Here is a 22,290-nt window from a genome sequence, read left to right as displayed (position 1 = left end):
GATCATTGGAGGACGGTGGAGCCGGTCATTCCGGTAGACCGAGATCCAACACAGGAGCGTTCAGACCATGACCGAGACGGAAACCAGCGAACTCGACGACGCGTTCCACGTCTTCGACACCACCCTGCGCGACGGCGCGCAGCGTGAGGGCATCAACCTCACCGTCGCCGACAAGCTGGCCATCGCACGGCACCTGGACGACTTCGGCGTGGGCTTCATCGAGGGCGGCTGGCCCGGCGCCAACCCCCGCGACACCGAGTTCTTCGCCCGTGCCCGGCAGGAGATCGACTTCCGGCACGCCAAGCTGGTCGCGTTCGGCTCCACCCGTCGCGCGGGCGCCACCGCCGCCGAGGACCCGCAGGTCAGGGCGCTGCTGGAGTCCGGTGCCGAGGTGATCACCCTGGTCGCCAAGTCCCACGACCGGCATGTGGAGCTGGCGCTGCGCACCACGCTCGACGAGAACCTCGCCATGGTCCGCGACACCGTCGCCCACCTGCGCGAGCAGGGCCGCCGGGTCTTCGTCGACTGCGAGCACTTCTTCGACGGCTACCGCGCCAATCCCGAGTACGCCAAGGCCGTCGTGCGCGCCGCCTCGGAGGCCGGCGCCGACGTCGTGATCCTGTGCGACACCAACGGGGGCATGCTTCCGGCGCAGATCCAGGCCGTCGTCGCCACCGTCCTCGCCGACACCGGCGCCCGGCTCGGCATCCACGCCCAGGACGACACCGGCTGCGCCGTCGCCAACACCCTCGCCGCCGTCGACGCCGGCGCCACGCACGTGCAGTGCACGGCCAACGGCTACGGCGAGCGCGTCGGCAACGCCAACCTCTTCCCGGTCGTCGCCGCCCTGGAGCTGAAGTACGGCAAGAAGGTCCTGCCCGAGGGCAAGCTGCGCGAGATGACCCGGATCTCGCACGCCATCGCCGAGGTCGTCAACCTCACGCCCTCCACCCACCAGCCCTACGTCGGCGTCTCCGCGTTCGCCCACAAGGCGGGCCTGCACGCCTCCGCGATCAAGGTCGACCCCGACCTGTACCAGCACATCGACCCCGAGCTGGTCGGCAACACCATGCGGATGCTGGTGTCCGACATGGCCGGCCGCGCCTCCGTCGAGCTCAAGGGCAAGGAGCTGGGCGTCGACCTCGGCGGCGACCGGGAACTGGTCGGCCGGGTCGTGGAGCGGGTCAAGGAACGCGAGCTGAAGGGCTACACGTACGAGGCGGCCGACGCCTCCTTCGAGCTGCTGCTGCGCGCCGAGGTCGACGGCAGGGCGCTGAAGTACTTCGAGGTCGACTCCTGGCGGGCGATCGTGGAGGACCGCCCCGACGGCAGCCACGCCAACGAGGCCACCGTCAAGCTGTGGGCCAAGGGCGAGCGCATCGTCGCCACCGCGGAGGGCAACGGCCCGGTCAACGCCCTCGACCGGGCGCTGCGCGTGGCCCTGGAGAAGATCTACCCGCAGCTCGCCAAGCTGGAGCTGGTGGACTACAAGGTCCGCATCCTGGAGGGCGTCCACGGCACCGAGTCCACCACCAGGGTGCTGATCTCCACCTCGGACGGCACGGGCGAGTGGTCCACGGTCGGCGTCGCCGAGAACGTCATCGCCGCCTCCTGGCAGGCCCTGGAGGACGCCTACACCTACGGCCTGCTGCGGGCCGGGGTGGAGCCGGCCGTCTAGGACGGCGGCCGGCCCCGGCGGCTGCCTCCTACTGGAGCCGCCACTTCTGGTTGGCGGCGCCCGTGCAGGACCAGATCTGCGCGCGGGCGCCGTTCGCCGAGGAGTTGTCCGTGACGTCCAGGCACTTGTTCGCGGCCAGGTTCACCACGTCGCCCGTCGAGGCGTTGTACGACCACTGCTGCGCGCCCGTGCCGTTGCAGTCGTACAGCTGCACCTTCGCCCCGTCCGCCGTCGAACCCGACGTCACGTCAAGGCACTTGCCGAGCGCCTGCACCGACCCGTCGGCCCGCACCGTCCAGCGCTGGGCGGCGGTGCCGTTGCAGTCGTGGAGCTGCACGGCCGTCCCGTTCGCCGACGAACCCCCGGCGACGTCGAGGCACTTGCCCGCGAGCCCGACGAAGGCCCCGGTGCGGTCGCCGCCGCCCGACTGCGTGCCCGACCAGGTGAACGTCGCCGACGTCCGGCCCGGCAGCGAGTAAGTGGCGTGCTGGCCGCCCCAGTTGATGGTCACCGTCTTCGCGGTCGTGGCGTCGTTGTAGGCGATCAGGGCCTTGGAGCCGTCGGGGTTGCGCCAGGCCACATTCGGCACCGACGCGGACGGTGTCGACGCGATCCGGTGGGCGCCCGGCTTCACGAACTTGGTCAGGTGGCCCATCGTGTAGTACTCGACGGTGAAGTCGACCTGCCCGTGCCGCGCGTCGCCGTTGTGCACGGTGATCAGTCCGCTGCAGGTGCCGCAGCCGCCGTTGTGCGGACCGCGGTTCTGGTCCACCGCGAGGGACCACTTGGTCACCGACTTCGCCCAGTTGCGGGTGTAGTCGATGATGTTCATCATGTCCTCGCGCTGCTGGTGCGCGATCCAGGTGCCGCCCGAGTGCTCGGTGCCGAACGCGTCCAGCTGCGGGTACTGGTCGTGCACGGCCGTCTGCTTGGCGACGTCGCCGCCGTAGCCGTGCCAGGCGACGCCGCCGAAGTTCGGGTGCGCGCGGACCGCCGCGTCGTCCACCGTCCGGGCGGCGTACGCGTCGTAGGTGTCCCAGTTCCAGTCGTGCGCCAGCACCTTGGTGGACAGACCGGCCGCCTGGAGCTTGGGCAGCAGCTCGTTCTTGGTGAAGTAGGCGAGCCCCGAGGCGTTCCAGCTCATCGACGGATAGCCCGCGCAGCACGTCGGCTCGTTCTGCGCGGTGACGTACGCGACGGGGATGCCCTGCGCCTGGTAGGCCTGCACGTACTTCACGAAGTACGCGGCGTACGTGCCGTAGTGCTCCGCCTTCAGCCAGCCGCCGTTGAGCTGCCCGCTGTCCTTCATCCAGGCCGGCGCCGTCCACGGCGAGGCCATCACCGTCAGCGCCGGGTTGAGCTGCCGCGCCTGCCGGGTCAGCGGCACGACGTCCTGGAGGTCGTGCGCGATCGAGAACTCGGACAGGTCCGGGTCGGTCTGCCCGGCCGGCAGGTCGTCGTAGGTGTAGCCGAAGCGTGCGAGGTCCGAGCCGCCCATCGGGTTGCGCAGGAACGACAGGCCGATGCCGTCCGTCGGCGAGAACAGCTTGCGCATGGTGTCGTCGCGGGTGGCCTGCGAGAGCGCGCCGCTGCCGTCCATCAGCCAGGCCGCGGTGTCCGTGAAGGACGCGCCGCCGCCGGTGAAGGTCTGGTAGCGGGTGTTCTCGTCCACGGTGATGTTCTCGCCGCCGCCGCCCGAGCCGGGCTGGAAGGCGAACGGGGCCTGGGGCTGCAGGCCGCGGACCACGTTGCGCCCGCCGGCGTCGTCGGTCGTGGTGAGGTGGGCGGTGATCTGCTCGCCGGCCGCGTGCGCGGGGGCCGCGGAGGTGACCGAGGCGGTGGTCAGACCGGCCGTGCTCAGCAGCCCGGCGAGCAGCAGCCGGAGCGTTCTGGGGGATCTCCTCATGGAGCGCCGCCCTTCTGTGTGGGGAAGTGGGGGCGTGCGAGCCGTGAGTAAATGACGGCTCCTCAGACCCGTCAAGAGGTCGCGTGTTCAGTTCCCGAAGCGACGACCGCGCGGATCGCGCCCGCTGCTGCATCTGTACCGGTTCTGACGTGAAGTCTTGACGGTTCCGTGACCCGCCAGTTAACTCACGCGATGATCTAAGACGTAAGTGGTTTCGAGAGTCTTCCGTGGACTACGAGAGTCGAGGGACGTTCCCATGCGAAGAACCGCCCTGCTCGCCTGCGCCACCCTGCTCACCGGACTGCTCCCGCTCGCCGCCGCGGGCTCCGCGTCCGGCGCCGACGATCCCGCCCCCGTTCCGATCGACCGCTTCGAGGGCGAGGTCCCGTTCGCGAACCCGCCCGCCGAGGGCCTGTTCACCTGGGGCAGCGACACCGACGACCCGCCCGCGCTGCGGCTCGACGCCCGCGCCGACGCCCCCGAGGGCGAGCGGGTGCTCGCCGGTTCCTACGACATCAGCGGCTACGGCGGCTTCACCCACGAGTTCGCCTCCGCCGAGCCCGCCCACGACTGGTCCGCTCACCGGGGCATCCGCCTGTGGTGGGAGGGCCGCGACACCGGCAAGAGGATCGCCTTCGAACTCAAGGACGGCGGCGCCCACGGCGGCGCGTCCGAACTGTGGACGACCTCCTTCACCGACGACTTCACCGGCTGGAAACAGCTGGAGATCCCCTTCGCCGACTTCACCTACCGCACCGACTACCAGCCCGTCGGCGGCATCGACCAGATCCTCGGCCTCAACGAGGTCTGGGGCTACGCGCTCACCCTTCCCGTCGGCCTCAAGGGCGAGTTCGCCATGGACGGCGTCGAGCTGTACGGGAAGGCCGATCAGTCGCTGCGGGCCTCCGTCGTCACCGGCGCGGCCGTGCACCCGGTCCGCGAGGGCGGCAGCGCGACCGTCGAGATCACCGTCGCGACCACCGGCGCAGCGCCCCTCGACGAGCCCGTGACCGTCTCCTACGAGACCGCCGGCGGCACCGCCTCCGACGCCGACTACACCCCCGTCGAGGGCGAGTTCACCTTCCCGGCCGGCACCGCCTCCGGCGCCAGCCGCACGGTGGAGGTCCGCACCCTGAAGGACCGGTCGGCGGAGTCCGCCGAGACGATCCCGCTGAAGCTGACCGTCACCGGCGCCAAGCCCCCCGCCGAGACCCCGCAGGTCGTGGTCGACGCCCACGGGCTGCCGTACCTCGACGAGCGGCTGCCGGTGAAGAAGCGCGTCGCCGATCTCCTGTCCCGGATGTCCCTGGCCGAGAAGGCCGGCCAGATGACCCAGGCCGAGCGCGGGGCGCTCACCGCCGCCGGGGACATCGCGGCGTACGACCTCGGCTCGCTGCTGTCCGGCGGCGGCTCCACGCCCACCCCCAACACGCCCGAGGCCTGGGCGAAGATGATCGACGGCTTCCAGCTGCGGGCGCAGGCCACCCGCTTCCAGATTCCGCTGATCTACGGCGTCGACGCGGTGCACGGCCACAACAACCTGGTCGGCGCGACGATCATGCCGCACAACATCGGCATCGGCGCGACCCGCGACCCCCGCCTCGCGCAGGAGACGGGCGCCGTGACCGCCGCCGAGGTCCGCGCCACCGGCATTCCCTGGGACTTCGCGCCCTGCCTGTGCGTCACCCGCGACGAACGCTGGGGCCGCTCCTACGAGGCATTCGGCGAGGACCCGGCGCTGGTCGACGTGATGGAGACGGTGATCCAGGGCCTCCAGGGCCGCGCGAACGGCAAGGACCTGGACCGCGGCGACAAGGTGCTGGCCACCGCCAAGCACTTCGTCGGCGACGGCGGCACCGCGTACGGCTCCTCCACCACCGGCACGTACACCATCGACCAGGGCGTCACCAGGGTCACCCGCGAGGAGCTGGAGGCCGTCCACCTGTCCCCGTACCGCACCGCCGTGGACCGCGGCGTCGGCACGGTCATGCCGTCCTACTCCTCGCTCGACCTGATCGGCGACGGACAGGGCCCGGTGAAGATGCACGCCCGCGCCGACATGCTCAACGGCGTGCTCAAGGACGAGATGGGCTTCGACGGCTTCGTCATCAGCGACTGGGCGGCCATCGACCAGATCCCCGGCGACTACGCCTCCGACGTGCGCACGTCCGTCAACGCCGGACTCGACATGATCATGGTCCCGTACGACTACCGGGGCTTCCACACGACCCTGGTCGAGGAGGTGCGGGCCGGCCGGATCGGTGAGCGGCGGATCGACGACGCCGTGGCGCGCATCCTGACGCAGAAGTTCCGCCTCGGCCTCTTCGAGCGGCCCTACGCCGACACCTCCGGCGCGGACGCGATCGGCTCCGCCGCGCACCGCGCGGTCGCCCGCGAGGCGGCGGCGAAGTCGCAGGTCCTGCTGAAGAACGGCGGAGGCCTGCTGCCGCTGCGCACGAGCCAGAAGGTGTACGTCGCCGGATCCAACGCCGACGACATCGGCAACCAGTCCGGCGGCTGGACCGTCACCTGGCAGGGCGCCTCCGGCGACATCACCCCCGGCACCACCGTCCTGGAGGGCCTGCGCCGGGCGGGCGGCGACATCACCTGGTCCAAGGACGCATCGGCCCCGCTCGACGGGCACGACGTGGGCGTGGTCGTCGTCGGCGAGACCCCGTACGCCGAGGGCGCGGGCGACGTCGGCAACGGCCACGACCTGGAGCTGTCCGCCGCCGACAAGGAAGCCGTCGACAAGGTCTGCGCGGCCATGAAGTGCGCGGTGCTGGTCGTCTCGGGCCGGCCGCAGCTGATCGGCGACCGGCTCGACGCCATCGACGCGCTGGTGGCGTCGTGGCTTCCGGGCACCGAGGGCGACGGCGTGGCCGACGTCCTCTACGGGAAGCGGCCCTTCACCGGGCAGCTCCCCGTCACCTGGCCCAAGTCCGCGGGGCAGCTGCCGATCAACGTCGGCGACGCCTCGTACGACCCGCAGTTCCCGTTCGGCTGGGGCCTGACCACGCTGACCAGGGTCCCCGAGGGCGGCACGCTCACCCTCAAGGCGCTCGGCGTGGCGGCCCGCGCCGCCGAACGGGCCGGATCCGAGGAGGCCGGGCGCGCGCTGGTCGGCCGGGCGAGGCTGCTGGTCCAGCAGCGGATCGGCCAGGAGATCACGCCGGCCGAGGCCAAGCCCTTCGCGGAGGCGGACCGGCTGCTGCTGACCGGGCGGTACGGGGCGGCCGTGGAGCGGCTGACGGCGGCCTACCGGGCGGCGTAGCGGCGCGGCGGCCCATCGCACTCGCACGGCGCAACGACGGCACGGAGGGGACCGCGTCGGTCCCGGACGGGCCTCGTCGATTCCGCCGGGGAGAAATCCCCGGCGGAATCGATGTCCGAACCCTGTCGATTCGGGTACTTTCGAACATATGAAGGACGTGTTGCGTGTCCTCATCCGTTCGCTGATCGTGCCCGCCCTGGCCGCGATGGCCGTGCTGACGGCCGGCGCGCCGGGCGCGCACGCGCAGACCGACGTCTCCGAGATCGCCCGGCACCTGCGCGAGAGTCCGGTCTACGTCGACCCGGCCGCCGCCGGCCTGCTGAGCGAGGCCGACGCCGAGGCGCTCGCCGACAAGATCGAGGACGCGGACAAACCGGTCTTCGTCGCCGTCCTCCCGGAGGACTACCCGACGCAGGACCTCTTCCGGAACCTGCGCACCGAGACCGGCGTCACCGGCCTGTACGGCATCCGCCTCGGCGACCGCTTCGACGCGCGCGCCGACGGCAGCGTGATGAGCCGGGCGGCCGTGGGCAACCTGGCCTCCGCGGTGCAGGGCGCGGGTGATCCCAAGGCCCAGCTCAACGACTTCGTGGACGGCGCGGTGCGCAACATCGGCGGCTCGGCGCCGAGCGGCTGGAGCGGCGGCTCGGGCGACGGCGTCTCCACGACGGCGCTGGTCACGACCGGCGCGGTCCTCGCGGCGGGCGGCGCGGGCGCGTACGCGCTGGTGCGGCGCAACCGGCGGCGGCACGAGGAGGAGCAGCGCAGGGCGCTGGAGAAGCTGCGGGTCGTGGTGGACGAGGACATCACCGCCTTCGGCGAGGAACTCGACCGCCTCGACTTCCACCCCGGCGAGCCGGGCGCGGACGACGCGATGCGCGCCGACTACGAACGGGCGCTCGACTCCTACGACAAGGCGAAGTCGTCCATGGCCTCCGCGCGGGTGCCCGAGGACGTGCGCGGGGTGACCCAGGCGCTGGAGGACGGCCGGTTCGCCCTGGCGACACTGGCCGCCCGGCGCGAGGGCCGCCCGCTGCCCGAACGCCGGCCGCCCTGCTTCTTCGACCCGCGCCACGGCCCGTCCGTCGCCGACGCCACCTGGACGCCACCGGGCGGAGCCACCCGCGAGGTGCCGGTGTGCGCGGCCGACCGGGCGCGGCTCGCCGACGGGGTGGACCCCATGGTCCGCGAGGTGGAGACCGAGTACGGCCGCCGTCCCTACTGGGACGCGGGTCCGGCCTACGGCCCCTGGGCGGGCGGCTACTTCGGCGGCGGCATCCTGCCCGGCCTGCTCCTCGGCACGATGCTGGGCGGCATGATGGCGGCCCCCGCGTACGCGGCCGACTACGGGGCCGGGTACGGCGAGTCCGGCGGGTACGAGGGCGGCGACGTCTCCGGCGCCGACTTCGACACCGACGACTTCAGCGGCGGGTTCGGCGGCGGCGACTTCGGCGGAGGAGGGGACTTCGGAGGCGGCGGCGGGGACTTCGGAGGCGGGTTCTAGACCTGGGGTTCCGGCCCGGGGTTCCAGGCCGGGGGGTTCCGGCCCGGGGTTCCAGGCCGGGGGTTCCGGCCCGATGCCGGTGCCGGGAGCGGCGAGGAGCGCGGTCCCGGGCGCCCACGGGTGTCAGCCGTGGTCGGGCAGCGCCAGCCACTCGTCCCAGGTCAGGTCCCGCCCGATGTACCGGGGCCGCTCGAAGGGCCAGTCCTCGGCGATCCACCGCGGCACGAACGCGTCCAGCGCCCGCTCCAGCTCGCCGCCGGCCTCCGCGTCCACCACCCACCAGCAGATGTCGGCGTCCGCGCCCGCCTTCTCGGGCGGGTCGATGTAGACGCAGCCGCGCAGGTCGCTGCCGTCCGGCGTCTCGACGGTGTAGTTGAACGACTGGTGGGCGTCGATCTCCGCGGCGTGCCGCACCAGATCGGCCTCGTTCGCCTCGTACGACATCGTCGCCGAGGGCCAGCCCCAGGCCTTGCCGAACAGGGACCACAGCCGCTCGCGCGAGCCCATCACCGCGGGGTAGTCGAGGGGCGCGTCGGCCCCGCTGATCGGTCGCAGCCGATGCCCGCCGCCTCCGGGTATCTCGACACGGAGGGGATGTTCGAAGTCACGCGGCAACCAGGTCATGGGCGCGAGGCTAGCCTGCGGTTTTCCCCGGCGCACGGCAATATCCGGGGGTCCGGCGGGAGCGGGCACGCCGAGCGCCCGCCCTCTCGTAGGGGGAGTGGAGGGCGGGCGCGCTCCGGGGGCGCCGAACGGGCGGCGCCGGGGGCGTCAGGCGTTCTTGATGGCCGAGACGTCGAAGGTGAGCTTGATCTTGTCGGAGATCAGGACGCCACCGGTCTCCAGCGCCGCGTTCCAGGTCAGGCCCCACTCGGAGCGCAGCAGCTCGGCCTTGCCCTCGAAGCCGACGCGCTCGTTGCCGAACGGGTCCTTCGCGGCGCCGTTGAACTCCAGGTCGATGGTGATCGGCTTGGTGACGCCGAGGATCGACAGGTCGCCGGTGATGCGGTAGTCGTCGCCGCCGAGGGCCTCCGCCTTGGTGGACCGGAAGGTCATGGTCGGGAACTCGTCCGTCTTGAAGAAGTCGGCGCTCTTCAGGTGGCCGTCGCGGTCGGCGTTGCCGGTGCTGATGCTGTCCATGACCACGTCGAGGGAGGCGGTGGAGCGCGCCGGGTCGGTGCCGTCGAGGTGCAGGGCGCCGCTGAAGTCGAGGAACTTGCCCTTGACGTTGGTGACCATGGCGTGGCGGGCGACGAAGCCGATGGTGGTGTGCGCGGCGTCGATCGTGTAGTCGCCGGTCAGGGCGGCGAGCTCCGGGGTGACGTCGGTGGCGGTGGCGGTGGCGGTGTTCTTGTTGCCGAAGAGACCCATGACAAGCACTCCTTCTCGAATGACTTCTGTTGAATGTTCAACGAGTCCAACGGGAACGACCGTAGCGCTATTCCGTTCAAGTTTCAACAGTTGTGGCGGCCTGCCGAATGATTCACGCCAGTGGGTGGTACTCGGCGTCCGTGCCCTCGGTCGCGGTCCTGGTCGAGCTGATGCGGAGCGCCACGTCGGGCGGCCATGTGAAGTGCTGGGAGCGCTTCGCGGAGAGCGCCGCCGGGCTGCCGGACGACTCCGGGCTCGACCTCACGGTGTACTTCCTCGGCGAGCGGGAGCGGGTCGAACGCCTGTCCCCGCACGTACGGCTCGTCATGCTCCGCCCCCTGATCGGCACGGCCCGCCTCACGTCCGCCCGCGGCGCGGAGGACGTCACCGACCTCGCGCCGTACCACCCGAGCCTGGCCGCGCTGCTCCCCGGCCATGACGTCTGGCACCTCACCCACGCCTTCGCCTACGCCTCCACGGCCGTACGAGCGGCCCGCCGCACCCCCCGCCGCGTGCGCCTGGTGGCGTCCGTGCACACGGACGTGCCCGCGCTGGCCGCCGTCTACGGCCGCTACGCGGCCGGAAGCTGGCCGCGCCCCGCGCGCGAGGCCCTGGCCGCCGGCGCCGAACGAGCGCTGGCCCGCCGCCGCGACCGGCTCCTGTCCGCCTGCGAACGGGTCCTCGCCCCCACCCCCGCCGCCCGCGAGGAACTGGCCCGCGCCCTGGGCCCCGACCGGGTGCTGCCGCTGCGCCGGGGCGTCGACCGGCACCGCTTCCACCCCGACGACCCCGACGGCGCCGCCCGGTCCGCGCTCGTCCGGCGCCACGGCGTCCCGCCGGACCGTCCGCTGATCCTCTTCGCCGGCCGGCTGGACGCCACCAAGGGCCTGCCGCTCCTCGCCGACTCCGTCCGCCTGCTGCGCGCCCGCGGCAGCCCGGCCCACCTGGTGCTGGCCGGCTCCGGAGCGGAGGCCGGCCGGGTGCGCCGCGCCCTCGGGTCCGACGTCACCCTGCTCGGCCCCCTCCCGCAGGAAGGGCTCGCCGACGTGTACGCCGGCTGCGACGTCTTCGCGTTCCCCTCCCGCACGGAGACCTGCGGCAACGTCGTCGCGGAAGCCATGGCGAGCGGCCTGGCGGTCGTCCTTCCGGAGGGCGCCCACACCACGCAGTGGCTGACCGCGCCGGGCGAGGACGGCGTCGTCGTACGGCACGACACGCCCGAAGCCTGGGCGGACGCCCTCGGCGCCCTGATCACCGACCCACCGCGGCTGGCGGCGCTGCGCAGCCGGTCGGCGACGACGGCCCGGACCAGCCACCCGACGTGGGACCGCGTGCTGAGGGAGGACCTCCTGCCGGTGTGGGCGGCGTCGAGCGGCGACGTCCCCGCACGGGCAGCGAACCCTGCGGGCCGGTCGGGCGGCGCCGGAGGGTGAGCGGCGCCTGCCGGGCGGGCAGGGCCCCGGTGACGTCCGACGCGCACGGGCAGGCTCCCGTCCGGGCCGGCGGACCGCCGCCACAGCGCCCCACGGGGGCGCGGCCGGGCGGCGGGCACCCGCCGCCGCTCACCCCGCCCCGTCCGCCGCCCGCCCGTGCAGCGCCGCGATCACCGGTGACGAGTCCAGGCGTACGATCCCCGCCGCCACCAGCGCCAGCCCCGCCACCGTGATCGCGGTGACCGGCCAGCCGGTGTGGAGCGACTCGCCGAAGACCGCCGTGCCCACCGCCACCGCGACCACCGGCTCCGTCGCGTCGATCACCGGCAGGCTCGCGGCGAGCGGGCCCTGCTGGAACGCCGTCTGGATCAGCAGGAGCCCGCCGGCGCTGGCGACGATCAGGGCGTACGGCTGCCAGGCGCCGAGCGTGGGACCGAGACCGTGGCGCAGGCGTTCGACGGTGGCCGCGAGCAGGACCGACTGGGTCCCCATCACCGCCCCCGCCGCCAGCGCCGTCGCCGACGCCCGCCAGGGGCCGGTCAGCAACCGGGCCGCCGCCAGGGCCAGGCACACCAGCACGGCGGTCGCGCCCAGGATCAGCAGCCAGGACAGCGGGCCCGCCGACCCGGGCCGGCCCCCGTGCGGGCGGGCGGAGGCCAGGGCCAGCGCCAGCCCGGCGGCCACCGCCACCGTCCCGGACCACTCCCGCCGGCCCAGCCGCATCCGGTGCAGCCACGCCGACAGCGGCACGGCGAACACCAACTCCGCGACGATCAGCGGCTGTACGAGGCTCAGCGGCCCGAACGCCAGCGCCAGCGACTGGAATCCGTACGCCAGCACCGCCAGTGCGATGCCGGCCAGCCACAGCGGCTCGCGCGCCAGATGCCCCAGCAGCCGCGGCGACAGCGCCTCGTCGTCCGGCCGCCGCGCCGCCGCCCGTTGCTGCAGCACGCCCGCGACGGCGAAACAGACGCCGGCGGCCAGTGAGGCGAGGACGGCGACCGGCACGCTAGTCGGGGTCCGCGGACGCCCGCCCCGCCCCGCGGGTGTGCACGTACAGCAGGCGGCGGTCGCCGACGTCGAGGCGCTTGGGCAGGGGGAGTTCGTAGCGGACGGGCAGGGCGTGGTCGGCGAGCTGGCGGCGCGGGTTGTAGACCTTGTTGAACCGCCACAGCATCCGGGCGAAGTTGGTCTGCCCGTGCAGCAGGTTGCGCCCGAGCACCCGGGCCGCGCCGAACGCCGTGCGCACCCCGAGGTGCTTGCGGTTGATCACGGCCTGGGTGCGCACCAGTTCCTCGTAGAACTTCTCCAGCGGCAGCGTCGTCGGCACCACGGCGTGCTGGATGTCGAAGAGGCGGTAGTCGCGGGTGGTCAGCCGGCGCGACTCGGTGTGCCAGATCTCCGTGCCGGGGTACGGCGTCATCACCGTGAAGTGCACGATCTCCGGCACGGCGAGGGCGAACTCCCGCACGATGCGGAACCGTTCCTCGTCCCACGCCGGATCCACGATCAGGTTGATCGCCACCTGGATGCCGAGCTTGCGCGCGGTCCGCAGGGCCTTGAGGTTCTCGTCGGGACTGATCCGCTTGCGGAACAGCTCCAGGCCCTCGGCGTCGATGGCCTCCATGCCGAGGAACATGTAGCGCAGCCCCAGCCGGGCCCACCGCTCGAACACCTCCGGGTGGCGCAGCAGCACGTCGGACCGGGTCTCCAGGTAGTACCGCTTGCGGATCCGCCGCCGCTCCACCTGCGCCGCGATGGCGTCCCCGTGCTCGGGCCGGATGAAGGCGACGTCGTCCACGATGAACACGTTCGGCTCCCGGATGCGCGCCAGATCGGCGGCGGCGGCCTCGGGGGAGGCTTTGCGGTAGCTGCGGCCGTAGAAGGTCCACGCCGAGCAGAAGGAGCAGTCCCACGGGCAGCCGCGGGTGAACTCGACGGACGCGCACGGGTCCAGCTCGCCGATGAAGTACCGGCGCCGGCCCCGCATGAGGTCCCGGGCGGGCAGCGGCTCGTCGATGCCGTGGAGCATCCGCGGCGCGGGTCCGAGACCCGTCGCCGTGACGATCCCGGGGACGCCCTCGACCCCGCCCTCGCGGACCGCGGTCAGCAGCGGCCCGATCGCCGGTTCGCCCTCGCCGCGCACCACCGCGTCGACCGCGCCCCGGGCCTGCGCGATGACCTCCTCCGCGACGAAGGAGACGCTGTGCCCGCCGAAGAACACGAAACAGCCCGGGAGTTCGCGCTTGACCGCGGCGGCCAGGTCGATCGCCTCCGGGATGTTCGCCAGGTAGTTCAGGGACACGCCGAGGGCCTCCGGCCGGAAGGACCGCACCTCGGCCCGCAGCCGCTTCGGGCTCAGCACCTGGAGGTCGACGACCCGCACCTCGTGCCCGGCCTCGCGGGCGGCGCCCGCGACCCGCTCGAGACCCAGGGGCTCCAGCCGCAGGAAGATCTCCGAGTACAGCAGGGCGCTGGGATGGACGAACAGCACGCGCATGGTCACCTCCGGGGGTGTCCCCTTCGTAACCGGCCCGCCACCGGGCCGCACCGCCCGTACCGCCGCCTGGCCGCACCCCCGGCCCCCAGGAGTGGTCGCCCGGCACGTCGGTTCGGGTGACCGCGCGGGAACGGGCGGCCGCCCGACTGGCGCGGTCCGCCCGTGTGGCGTTGTCCTTGGAACCACGAGTCCCGGCAGACCGGACCGACAGCGCAGGGAGACCGACTCGTGACCCACACCGGCACCTCCGAGCTCACCCCGCCCCTCCAGGGTCCCGTCCGGCGGCCCGTGGCGCTGATCACCGGGGCCTCCTCCGGGATCGGGGCCGCGACCGCCCGCCGGTTCGCCGCCGGGGGCTGGCGCCTGGTGCTCAGCGGGCGCGACGAGCGGCGGCTGAAGGAGACGGCCGGTACGGCGCCGGCGGTCGTGACGCCCGTCGACCTCGCCGACCCGGACGGGCCCCGACGGCTGGCGCGGGCCGCGCTGCGGTCGGCCGGACGCGTCGACGTCCTCGTCGCCGGCGCCGGGATCGGCTGGGCGGGGCCGTTCACCACCATGCCGCACGCCGCCATCGACGAGGTGCTGAACCTCGACCTGAACGCCACCCTCCACCTCGTGCGCGCCGTCGTGCCGTCGATGGTGGCGGCCGGCCGGGGCCGGATCGTGCTGGTCGGCTCCGTCGCGGGCAGCGTCGGCGTGCGCGACGAGGCCGTCTACTCGGCCGCGAAGGCCGGGATCGCCGCCTTCGCCGAGGCGCTGCGCCAGGAGCTGCGCGGCACCGGTGTCGGCGTCACCCTCGTCGTGCCCGGCCCGGTCGACACGCCGTTCTTCGCCCGCCGCGGCACGCCGTACGGCCGCTCCCGACCGCGCCCCACCACGGCCGGCCGTGTCGCGGACGCCGTCTGGGACGCCGTCCACCGCGGCCGGGACGACGCCTACGTGCCTGGTTGGCTGACCCTGCCGGAACGCGTCCACGGCCTCGCGCCTAGGCTGTACCGGCGGCTGGCCGACCGCTTCGGCTGAAGCCGGCCGTGGGCGCCGTCACCGGCCCGGCGGCGCGTCGGTCGGATGAATCTCGCATGACGCACGAACGACGTCCTTGTGCAACCCCTACAAGCCCTTACTCCTGTGAACAGTGGGAAAGCCCGCCACTGTCACTGGTTCTGTTCAGGGGTACCAGGAAAACGCGCCGGAGACTGTACGGAGTCGACGGCTCGCTTTTCGGGCTCGGCTTCGTATGGTCGCTACATGACCGTTTTGGATGAGGCGCCGAGCGAGCCGACGGACGCGCGCGGCCGCGTGGCGGAGTTGCACGAGATCCGCGCCCAGGCTGTCGCGGGCCCCAGCGAGAAGGCGACGGCGGCCCAGCACGCCAAGGGCAAGCTGACGGCGCGCGAACGCATCGAGCTGCTCCTCGACCCGGGCTCCTTCCGCGAGGTCGAGCAGCTGCGCCGGCACCGGGCCACCGGGTTCGGCCTGGAGGCCAAGAAGCCGTACACCGACGGTGTCGTCACCGGCTGGGGCACGGTGGAGGGCCGCACGGTCTTCGTCTACGCCCATGACTTCCGCATCTTCGGCGGCGCCCTCGGCGAGGCCCACGCCACCAAGATCCACAAGATCATGGACATGGCCATCGCGGCCGGCGCCCCGCTGGTCTCCCTGAACGACGGCGCCGGCGCCCGGATCCAGGAGGGCGTCTCCGCCCTCGCCGGCTACGGCGGCATCTTCCAGCGCAACACCAGGGCCTCCGGGGTCATCCCGCAGATCAGCGTCATGCTCGGCCCGTGCGCCGGCGGCGCGGCCTACAGCCCCGCGCTGACCGACTTCGTCTTCATGGTCCGCGAGACCTCGCAGATGTTCATCACCGGCCCGGACGTGGTCAAGGCCGTCACCGGCGAGGAGATCACCCAGAACGGCCTCGGCGGCGCGGACGTGCACGCCGAGACCTCCGGCGTGTGCCACTTCGCCTACGACGACGAGGAGACGTGCATCGCCGAGGTGCGCTACCTCCTGACGCTGCTCCCGCAGAACAACCGGGAGAACCCGCCCCGCGTCGAGTGCTCCGACCCCGCCGACCGCCGCTCCGACGTCCTGCTCGACCTGGTCCCGGCGGACGGCAACCGGCCGTACGACATGGCCAAGGTGATCGAGGAGATCGTCGACGACGGCGAGTACCTGGAGGTCCACGAGCGCTGGGCCCGCAACATCATCTGCGCCCTGTCCCGGATCGGCGGCCAGGTCGTCGGCATCGTCGCCAACCAGCCGCAGACCCTCGCCGGCGTCCTCGACATCGAGGCCAGCGAAAAGGCCGCGCGGTTCGTGCAGATGTGCGACGCCTTCAACATCCCGATCATCACTCTTCTGGACGTCCCCGGCTTCCTGCCCGGCGTCGACCAGGAGCACGGTGGAATCATCCGCCACGGCGCCAAACTGCTGTACGCGTACTGCAACGCGACCGTGCCCCGGATCTCCCTGATCCTGCGCAAGGCGTACGGAGGTGCGTACATCGTCATGGACAGCCAGTCCATCGGTGCGGACCTCACCTACGCCTGGCCGACCAACGAGATCGCCGTCATGGGCGCCGAGGGCGCGGCGGGCGTGATCTTCCGCCGGCAGATCGCCGAGGCGGAGGACCCCGAGGCGATGCGCCAGAAGATGGTCAAGGAGTACAAGTCCGAGCTGATGCACCCGTACTACGCGGCCGAGCGCGGACTGGTCGACGACGTCATCGACCCGGCCGAGACCCGCGAGGTGCTCGTCCAGTCGCTGGCGATGCTGCAGACGAAGCACGCGGATCTGCCCTCGCGCAAGCACGGCAACCCCCCGCAGTAACACTGCGGACACCTCATTCACGGAGACTGACATCCATGAACGTGCCTGACATTCGCGTCGAGAAGGGCCACGCCGGGCCCGAGGAGGTCGCCGCCATCACGGCGATCCTGCTCGCCCGCGCCGCGGCCCACACGCCCGCCCTGACCCCGGCGCACGCCGGCCGGCCCCGCGCGGCGTGGCGCCGCCTGGAGCGCGAGCCGGGCTTCCGCGCGCCGCACAGCTGGCGCTGACAGACAGCAACGAAGAGGCCCCTCCGCAAGGAGGGGCCTCTTCGCATGAACGGTCCGAAATGAACGCAGGTCACGGCACGTCTCCCAGGGGCGCGGAGAACTGCGCGACCAGCCAGGAACCACCTGCACCCGGCGCCGCACAGTCACCCGCCACCCCGGTGGCCGCACGCTGCGCAGCCCGGCGCGACGGGCTGCCGCCCCCAGTGGCACGACTGCCCGCAGGCGGCGGGATACGCGGCCTGCGGGCAGGGCGGCACGTGGTGGGGCGGCAAACGGCCGCAGGCCCTAGCGCAGGCGCGCCATCAGCGCATGTTCCACGAGCGTGATCAGCGCCGACTTCGCGTCGGCACGATGCCGCGCGTCCGTCGTGATGATCGGCGTGTCGGGACCGATCTGCAGCGCTTCCCGCACCTCGTCCGGCGAGTACGGCTGCTGCCCGTCGAAGCCGTTGAGGGCGATGACGAAGGGCAGGCCGCTGTTCTCGAAGTAGTCGACCGCGGGGAAGCAGTCGGCGAGCCGGCGGGTGTCGACCAGCACGATCGCGCCGATGGCGCCGCGGACGAGGTCGTCCCACATGAACCAGAAGCGGTCCTGACCGGGGGTGCCGAACAGGTACAGGATCAGGTCCTGGTCCAGGGTGATGCGGCCGAAGTCCATCGCCACCGTCGTGGTGGTCTTGTCCCCGGTGTGGGTGAGGTCGTCGATGCCCGCCGAAGCAGACGTCATGACGGCCTCCGTGCGCAGCGGGTTGATCTCCGAGACGGCGCCGACGAACGTGGTCTTGCCCACGCCGAAGCCGCCCGCCACCACGATCTTCGCGGAGGTGGTGGAGCGGGAAGGACCGCCGCTAGAGCTTGCGAAGTCCACTGAGCACCCTTTCGAGCAGTGTCACGTCTGGCTGGCCGCCGGCGTTCTCGTCGCCGCCGGGCTGATGGATGGCGACCAGGCCCGCCTCCGCCAAGTCGGCGACGAGGATCCTGGCCACGCCGAGAGGGATCGTGAGCAGAGCCGAGATCTCGGCCACCGACTTGATCTCCCGGCACAGGTTGCAGATCCGCTGATGCTCGGGCAGTTGCCCCTGCATCTGGTGCGGAGCCGCGGTGGTGTGCACCAGCGCCTCGATGGCGAGCTGGTAGCGCGGCCTGGTGCGGCCGCCCGTCATGGCGTACGGGCGCACCAGAGGGTTGTGCGTGTGCGACGACCCGCCGCCGGGCGCCGGCTCCGGGGCGCGCCGGGGCTGCACCGGCTGGATGCGCGGCGCGGACGGCTGGTCGTACGGCGACGGACCGGGGCCCTGCGGCGTGTACGGCTGCCGGTGGCTCGGGGCGGAGGGGAAGTTGTACGGGTTCTGGGAACCGTCGTGCCGGCCCTGGGCGGGACCGTACGACCAGTTGTCCGAAGACGAACCACCTGGGGGTGTTGCCACTTTCTCCTCCTCCGACTGCACCGGGCACCCATCTGCGCGGAGCCGCGTCCCGAAACCTTACGGCCACGGGACGCGAAAACGTACCGTCTGTCTGTTAGTTGAGAAGGCTCCCCTGGAGCTCCGCACGGAGATCCGGGGTCAGGACCGTGCCCGCGCGGTCGACCAGAAGCGCCATCTCGTACCCGATGAGGCCGATGTCCGCTTCCGGATGTGCCAGCACCGCGAGCGAGGACCCGTCGGAAATGGACATGATGAAGAGGAATCCCCGCTCCATCTCCACAACCGTCTGGTTCACGCTGCCGCCCTCGAAGATCCGGGAGGCCCCGGCCGTCAGCGAGGTCAGACCGGAGGCGACGGCCGCGAGCTGGTCGGCGCGGTCGCGGGGAAAGCCTTCGGACATCGCCAGAAGGAGTCCGTCGGCGGAGACCACCACCGTGTGGGACACCCCGGGGGTGTTGTCCACGAAGTTGGTGATCAACCAGTTCAGGTTCTGTGCCGCCTGGCTCATCGGGCTCACACTAACGCTCCTGGTTGTAGGTGCTGTCAGGACCGAAGCCCTGGCCGTTCGTTTCACTTCCTGCGCTGCGTCCCCGCTGGACGCCCCGGCGCAGGTTGCTCAGCCTGCCCCGGACGTCCTCGGGGGCGCGGGAGACCTGTGGGCCGCCCTGCGGAGTCGACTCCGCGGTGCCCTCGACCAGATTGGCCTTGGGCACCCGCCGCGGCAGACCGGAGGAGGTGACTCCGCCTGCCTTGGGCTTGCGCAGCTGGGCCGCCTGCTGCCAGCGCTCGTCGTTCGCCGAGCGCCAGTCGTCCTTGCCGCCCTCCGTCGCCGGATCCGGCGCCTGCCGGTTCGCGGACTGCGCCGGGCCCTGGCCGCCGCCGGCCGCTCCACGACGGGGCAGACCGGCGTCGGTCAGCGGGTGACCGTCGGCGGGGGCCTGACCCGGCCGGTCGAAGCCTACGCGGTCGCGCTCACCCGCGTCAGCGGGCCGTGCGGATTCCGCTTCGGGAGCGTACTGGGCCGGGTAGCCGTTCTGGTAGCCGCCGCCCTGCTGCCAGTCGCCCTGGTAGGACTGCTCCTCGAAGGGCTGGTAGCTCTCCGCCGCGGCGGCGGGGGCCGCTGCGGCCTCGTTGTGCGCGGGCTCCGGATAACCGGGCTCCGGGTAGCCGCCGTCGGTCGCGAAACCGTCGTTCTGCGGCCCACCGTTCGGCGCGTAGTACTGCTCCTCGTACGACGCCTGCCGCTGCTCCTCGTACGACGGCTGCTGCCCTTCGTACGACGGCTGCTCCTCGTACGAAGGCTGATGCTGCTCCTCGTATCCGGTGGGGCCGTCGTAACCGGCCGGCCGGTCGGAGAAGTCGTGCTGCCGCCGGTCGTTCGCGGCGTTGTCGCCGTCGTAGCCCTGCCGCTGCCCGTCGAAACCGTCGAATCCGTCGAAGCCGTCGGCGTACGCGGACCCCTCGGCGTTCTCCTCGGACGGCTGCTGGCCGTGCGTCTGGGCCTCCAGGGCCGCGCGGCGCTCCTCGCGTATCAGGGAGCGGCCCACCGGGTCCAGCTCGCGGATGTCGTCGGGGATCTCGTACCGGCTGTCGTCGAAGCCCAGCTCGGCGGCCGTGCGCATCGGCTCCTGCTGGAAGGTTTCGCCCCCGAACTGCTGCTCCGGGATGATCTGCGAGACCGTGAACTCCTCGCGGGCCGGCGCGGATTCGCCGCCGCCACCGTGCGTGATGGCGTCGGGGAGCATGACCAGCGAGGTGGTGCCGGCCTGCTCGCCGGAGGGGCGCAGCTGGACGCGGATGCCGTGCCGGTCGGACAGCCGGCCGACCACGAACAGGCCCATGCGCTGGGAGATCGCGGCGTCCACGGTCGGCGGGTTGGCCAGCTTGTGGTTGATGTCCGCGAAGTCCTCGGCGGTGAGGCCGATGCCCTTGTCGTGGATCTCGACCATGACACGGCCGTCGGGCAGCCGGGTCGCGGTGACGCGGACCTTGGTCTGCGGGGAGGAGAACGTGGTGGCGTTCTCCAGCAGCTCGGCGAGCAGGTGCACGAGGTCGGTCACGGCACGGCCGTGGATGTCGGCCTCGGGCACCCCGGATATCTCGATGCGCTCGTACTGCTCCACCTCGGAGGAGGCGGCGCGCAGCACGTCGACCAGCGGAACCGGCTGGTCCCAGCGGCGGCCGGGCTCCTCGCCGGCGAGGACCAGGAGGTTCTCGCCGTTGCGGCGCATACGCGTGGCCAGGTGGTCCAGCTTGAAGAGGTTCTCCAGCTGGTCCGGGTCGGCCTCGTTGTTCTCCAGGTCGGTGATCAGGGTCAGCTGGCCCTCGATCAGCGACTGGTTGCGGCGCGAGAGGTTGGTGAAGATCGCGTTGATGTTGCCCCGCAGCAGGGCCTGCTCGGAGGCGAGCCGGACCGCCTCGCGGTGGACCTGGTCGAAGGCCCGGGCGACCTCGCCGATCTCGTCCGTGGAGCTGATCGGGATGGGCGCGACGCGGGTGTCCACGCGGCCGGGGTCGGTGCGCGAGAGCTGGTCGACCAGCATCGGAAGACGCTGCTCGGCGATGCCGAAGGCGGCGTTGCGCAGCTGGCGCATCGAGCGGCTCATCTGGCGGGCCACCATGGCGGCCAGGATGAACGCGGTGAGCAGGGCGATCACGACGGCGGCGCCGACGATGAACGCGTCCCGCCTGGCGTCGTCGGCGATCGTCGCCGCCTCGGCCACCGCGGTGTCGGCCAGATCCGACTCGATCTTCGAGTACGCCTCGAACTTGAGGGTGTTGACCGCCCACCAGTTCTCCGCGGTGACGCCCTGCTCGGCGAGCGCGTCGAGAGCGGCCCGGTCGGTGGTGGTCAGCCCGGCGAGGGCCGCGATCATCACCGACGGGTCGGACGGCGGGGCCTTGTAGTCCGGGTCCTTGGCGGACTTTTCCCGCGCCGCCGCCTGGGCGTCCGCGGTGATCTGCTTCCGGGCGTCCTCGAGCTTCTGCGCGTCGGCCTCGGTGCCGCCGCCGACGTACTCCTCGATGGCGACGCGCTCGAGGTAGGCGTACGAGGTCAGCGCCACGCGCTGCTTGGCCAGGTCCTCGGCCTTCGGGCCGGGCTCGATGAGCAGGTGCATGCCGATGGACCGCTGCAGCGACAGCGCCGAGCGGGTCAGGGAGATCGCGTAGACGGTACGGCCGTAGCTGGTGATGTTGCCCGTGCCCAGGCCCAGCTCGTTGGCGAACTCCATCAGCGGGTGGGCGACTCCGACGTAGCCCTCCTCGGTCTGCACGCCGGGGAGTTTGCTGGTGTAGGCGTTTGCACGGAGCGTCTGCAGCTTGGGCTCGACGTCCCGGAACACCTTCAGCCGGCGCTCCAGGCCGGCCTTGTCCGGCATGTTCTGCGCGGCCTCGTCGAAGGCGTCGGCGGCCTGGTCCGTCTTCTTGCGGGCGTCCGTGACGGTGGAGTCGTCGGCGCCCTCGCCCTGGAGCAGCGGCGCTGCGCTGGTGTCGCGCTCGTTGTAGAGGGCATCGGCGTAGTCGAGGGAGGCCCGCACCAGGCGCGCGGTCTTCTCCGCGTTCTCCGCCTCCTGCCAGGTGTCGATCGAGCTCTTCACCTGGAAGCCGCCCATGACCAGGCCGACCAGTACGGGGATGAGCAGGATCGCGTTCAGTCGGGTGGCGACCCGCCAGTTGCGCGGCGACATGCGGCCGCCGCTCGGAGCGGGCGCGGCAGCCGGCTCGGAAGCGGCTACGGCAGGGGCGGGCGCCGCTCCGCGCGGCGGCGGGGTGAAGTTGCCCCGGGCAGGCGGCTCGGGACCGTTCTTGCTTCGCCTCACTCGACCAACAACCTCTCGGCGGCGGGCACCTACGTCGTGCCGCAGTGTCTCAGAGCCCGGATCGTCATCGACCACTGAGTACGTCTTTGAGCACCGGGCAGTTCAGGCATTCCAGCACGTCGGACAGCCGTCCACCAAACATGTGTAGTCCGGGATTCCGAGTGACGTATGCCCTACGTAAAACGGTCATAAAGAACGAGCCCCGCCAAATGACGGGGCCTTCGTACGCGCAGCGATACCGCACGACCGCGACGCGTGGCGGTATCACCCGATTCCTCTGCCGAAACGTTATGAACACCGAAGCCGACCGTGTCA

The 22,290-nt window shown here is 72.1% G+C and carries 16 protein-coding genes; 7 read left to right on the top strand and 9 right to left on the bottom strand.

The window, feature by feature from the left end; genetic code table 11:
• The first annotated feature begins 67 nt into the window (after positions 1–67).
• Entirely contained in the window at positions 68–1,678 is a 1,611-nt protein-coding gene (gene cimA, locus ACZ6KF_RS19465) for a citramalate synthase (protein WP_356632871.1), read from the top strand.
• Between the two features lie 28 nt (positions 1,679–1,706).
• Here the strand turns inward: cimA and ACZ6KF_RS19460 are convergent, their stop codons facing one another.
• Positions 1,707–3,584 (bottom strand): ricin-type beta-trefoil lectin domain protein, encoded by a 1,878-nt coding sequence (locus ACZ6KF_RS19460; protein WP_469239373.1) that lies wholly within the window; start codon positions 3,582–3,584, stop codon positions 1,707–1,709.
• Positions 3,585–3,840: 256 nt separating this feature from the next.
• On the opposite strand from ACZ6KF_RS19460, the gene ACZ6KF_RS19455 reads away from it, so the two are divergent.
• Both ACZ6KF_RS19455 and ACZ6KF_RS19450 read left to right on the top strand, forming a co-directional pair.
• Positions 3,841–6,858 (top strand): glycoside hydrolase family 3 protein, encoded by a 3,018-nt coding sequence (locus ACZ6KF_RS19455; protein WP_469158956.1) that lies wholly within the window; start codon positions 3,841–3,843, stop codon positions 6,856–6,858.
• Positions 6,859–7,006: 148 nt separating this feature from the next.
• Positions 7,007–8,362: a hypothetical protein gene (locus tag ACZ6KF_RS19450; protein WP_469239371.1), complete on the top strand. Its 1,356-nt coding sequence runs from the start codon at positions 7,007–7,009 to the stop codon at positions 8,360–8,362.
• Between the two features lie 123 nt (positions 8,363–8,485).
• Here ACZ6KF_RS19450 and ACZ6KF_RS19445 read toward each other — a convergent pair whose 3' ends face one another.
• Positions 8,486–8,986, bottom strand: a complete 501-nt coding sequence (locus ACZ6KF_RS19445; RefSeq protein WP_469239369.1) for an N-acetyltransferase — start codon at positions 8,984–8,986, stop codon at positions 8,486–8,488.
• Between the two features lie 147 nt (positions 8,987–9,133).
• Positions 9,134–9,733 carry a YceI family protein gene (locus tag ACZ6KF_RS19440; RefSeq protein WP_356632881.1) on the bottom strand — a complete coding sequence of 200 codons (600 nt, stop codon included), beginning with the start codon at positions 9,731–9,733 and terminating at the stop codon, positions 9,134–9,136.
• 140 nt (positions 9,734–9,873) lie between these two features.
• Here ACZ6KF_RS19440 and ACZ6KF_RS19435 point away from each other — a divergent pair, with 140 nt between their 5' ends.
• Complete coding sequence (locus ACZ6KF_RS19435; RefSeq protein ID WP_469239367.1) at positions 9,874–11,166, top strand: glycosyltransferase; 1,293 nt, start codon at positions 9,874–9,876, stop codon at positions 11,164–11,166.
• 129 nt (positions 11,167–11,295) lie between these two features.
• Here ACZ6KF_RS19435 and ACZ6KF_RS19430 read toward each other — a convergent pair whose 3' ends face one another.
• Together ACZ6KF_RS19430 and hpnR are read right to left on the bottom strand one after the other, a co-directional pair.
• On the bottom strand, positions 11,296–12,174 hold the full coding sequence (locus ACZ6KF_RS19430; RefSeq protein WP_469239365.1) for a DMT family transporter: 879 nt from the start codon (positions 12,172–12,174) through the stop codon (positions 11,296–11,298).
• 1 nt (position 12,175) lies between these two features.
• Positions 12,176–13,666 (bottom strand): hopanoid C-3 methylase HpnR, encoded by a 1,491-nt coding sequence (gene hpnR / locus ACZ6KF_RS19425; RefSeq protein ID WP_356632887.1) that lies wholly within the window; start codon positions 13,664–13,666, stop codon positions 12,176–12,178.
• A 228-nt stretch (positions 13,667–13,894) separates the two neighbouring features.
• Between hpnR and ACZ6KF_RS19420 the strand changes: the two genes are divergently transcribed.
• The 3 genes from ACZ6KF_RS19420 to ACZ6KF_RS19410 all read left to right on the top strand — a co-directional run bounded on the left by ACZ6KF_RS19420 (position 13,895) and on the right by ACZ6KF_RS19410 (position 16,728).
• A complete protein-coding gene (locus ACZ6KF_RS19420; RefSeq protein ID WP_469239362.1) occupies positions 13,895–14,689 on the top strand; it encodes an SDR family NAD(P)-dependent oxidoreductase in 795 nt (264 codons plus the stop codon).
• A gap of 225 nt (positions 14,690–14,914) precedes the next feature.
• Complete coding sequence (locus ACZ6KF_RS19415) at positions 14,915–16,498, top strand: acyl-CoA carboxylase subunit beta (RefSeq protein WP_356632891.1); 1,584 nt, start codon at positions 14,915–14,917, stop codon at positions 16,496–16,498.
• A 35-nt stretch (positions 16,499–16,533) separates the two neighbouring features.
• Entirely contained in the window at positions 16,534–16,728 is a 195-nt protein-coding gene (locus tag ACZ6KF_RS19410) for an acyl-CoA carboxylase subunit epsilon (protein ID WP_469239360.1), read from the top strand.
• 285 nt (positions 16,729–17,013) lie between these two features.
• On the opposite strand, the gene ACZ6KF_RS19405 is transcribed toward ACZ6KF_RS19410, so the two are convergent.
• The 4 genes from ACZ6KF_RS19405 to ACZ6KF_RS19390 all read right to left on the bottom strand — a co-directional run bounded on the left by ACZ6KF_RS19405 (position 17,014) and on the right by ACZ6KF_RS19390 (position 21,975).
• Positions 17,014–17,595, bottom strand: coding sequence for a GTP-binding protein (locus tag ACZ6KF_RS19405; protein ID WP_093769009.1), 582 nt, complete (start codon positions 17,593–17,595; stop codon positions 17,014–17,016).
• Positions 17,576–18,154, bottom strand: coding sequence for a DUF742 domain-containing protein (locus ACZ6KF_RS19400; protein WP_356637547.1), 579 nt, complete (start codon positions 18,152–18,154; stop codon positions 17,576–17,578). Before ACZ6KF_RS19400 ends, ACZ6KF_RS19405 begins: the two co-directional genes overlap by 20 nt.
• Before the next feature lie 94 nt (positions 18,155–18,248).
• The gene (locus tag ACZ6KF_RS19395; RefSeq protein ID WP_004983065.1) at positions 18,249–18,662 is read right to left on the bottom strand and encodes a roadblock/LC7 domain-containing protein; all 414 of its coding nucleotides are present in this window, start codon (positions 18,660–18,662) and stop codon (positions 18,249–18,251) included.
• A 10-nt stretch (positions 18,663–18,672) separates the two neighbouring features.
• Positions 18,673–21,975, bottom strand: coding sequence for a sensor histidine kinase (locus tag ACZ6KF_RS19390; RefSeq protein WP_469239358.1), 3,303 nt, complete (start codon positions 21,973–21,975; stop codon positions 18,673–18,675).
• Positions 21,976–22,290 lie beyond the last annotated feature (315 nt).

Source organism: Streptomyces sp. NPDC046379 (genome assembly GCF_055587785.1).
This window is presented reverse-complemented; position numbering and strand designations above follow the sequence as displayed.

What these genes read in the sequence shown, in the direction of transcription:
- ACZ6KF_RS19415 (WP_356632891.1), top strand. Translation starts at nt 14,915, where the DNA reads ATGACCGTTTTGGATGAGGCGCCGAGCGAGCCGACGGACGCGCGCGGC.
- hpnR (WP_356632887.1), bottom strand. Translation starts at nt 13,666, where the DNA reads ATGCGCGTGCTGTTCGTCCATCCCAGCGCCCTGCTGTACTCGGAGATC.
- ACZ6KF_RS19410 (WP_469239360.1), top strand. Translation starts at nt 16,534, where the DNA reads ATGAACGTGCCTGACATTCGCGTCGAGAAGGGCCACGCCGGGCCCGAG.
- ACZ6KF_RS19460 (WP_469239373.1), bottom strand. Translation starts at nt 3,584, where the DNA reads ATGAGGAGATCCCCCAGAACGCTCCGGCTGCTGCTCGCCGGGCTGCTG.
- cimA (WP_356632871.1), top strand. Translation starts at nt 68, where the DNA reads ATGACCGAGACGGAAACCAGCGAACTCGACGACGCGTTCCACGTCTTC.
- ACZ6KF_RS19455 (WP_469158956.1), top strand. Translation starts at nt 3,841, where the DNA reads ATGCGAAGAACCGCCCTGCTCGCCTGCGCCACCCTGCTCACCGGACTG.
- ACZ6KF_RS19440 (WP_356632881.1), bottom strand. Translation starts at nt 9,733, where the DNA reads ATGGGTCTCTTCGGCAACAAGAACACCGCCACCGCCACCGCCACCGAC.
- ACZ6KF_RS19395 (WP_004983065.1), bottom strand. Translation starts at nt 18,662, where the DNA reads ATGAGCCAGGCGGCACAGAACCTGAACTGGTTGATCACCAACTTCGTG.
- ACZ6KF_RS19450 (WP_469239371.1), top strand. Translation starts at nt 7,007, where the DNA reads ATGAAGGACGTGTTGCGTGTCCTCATCCGTTCGCTGATCGTGCCCGCC.
- ACZ6KF_RS19445 (WP_469239369.1), bottom strand. Translation starts at nt 8,986, where the DNA reads ATGACCTGGTTGCCGCGTGACTTCGAACATCCCCTCCGTGTCGAGATA.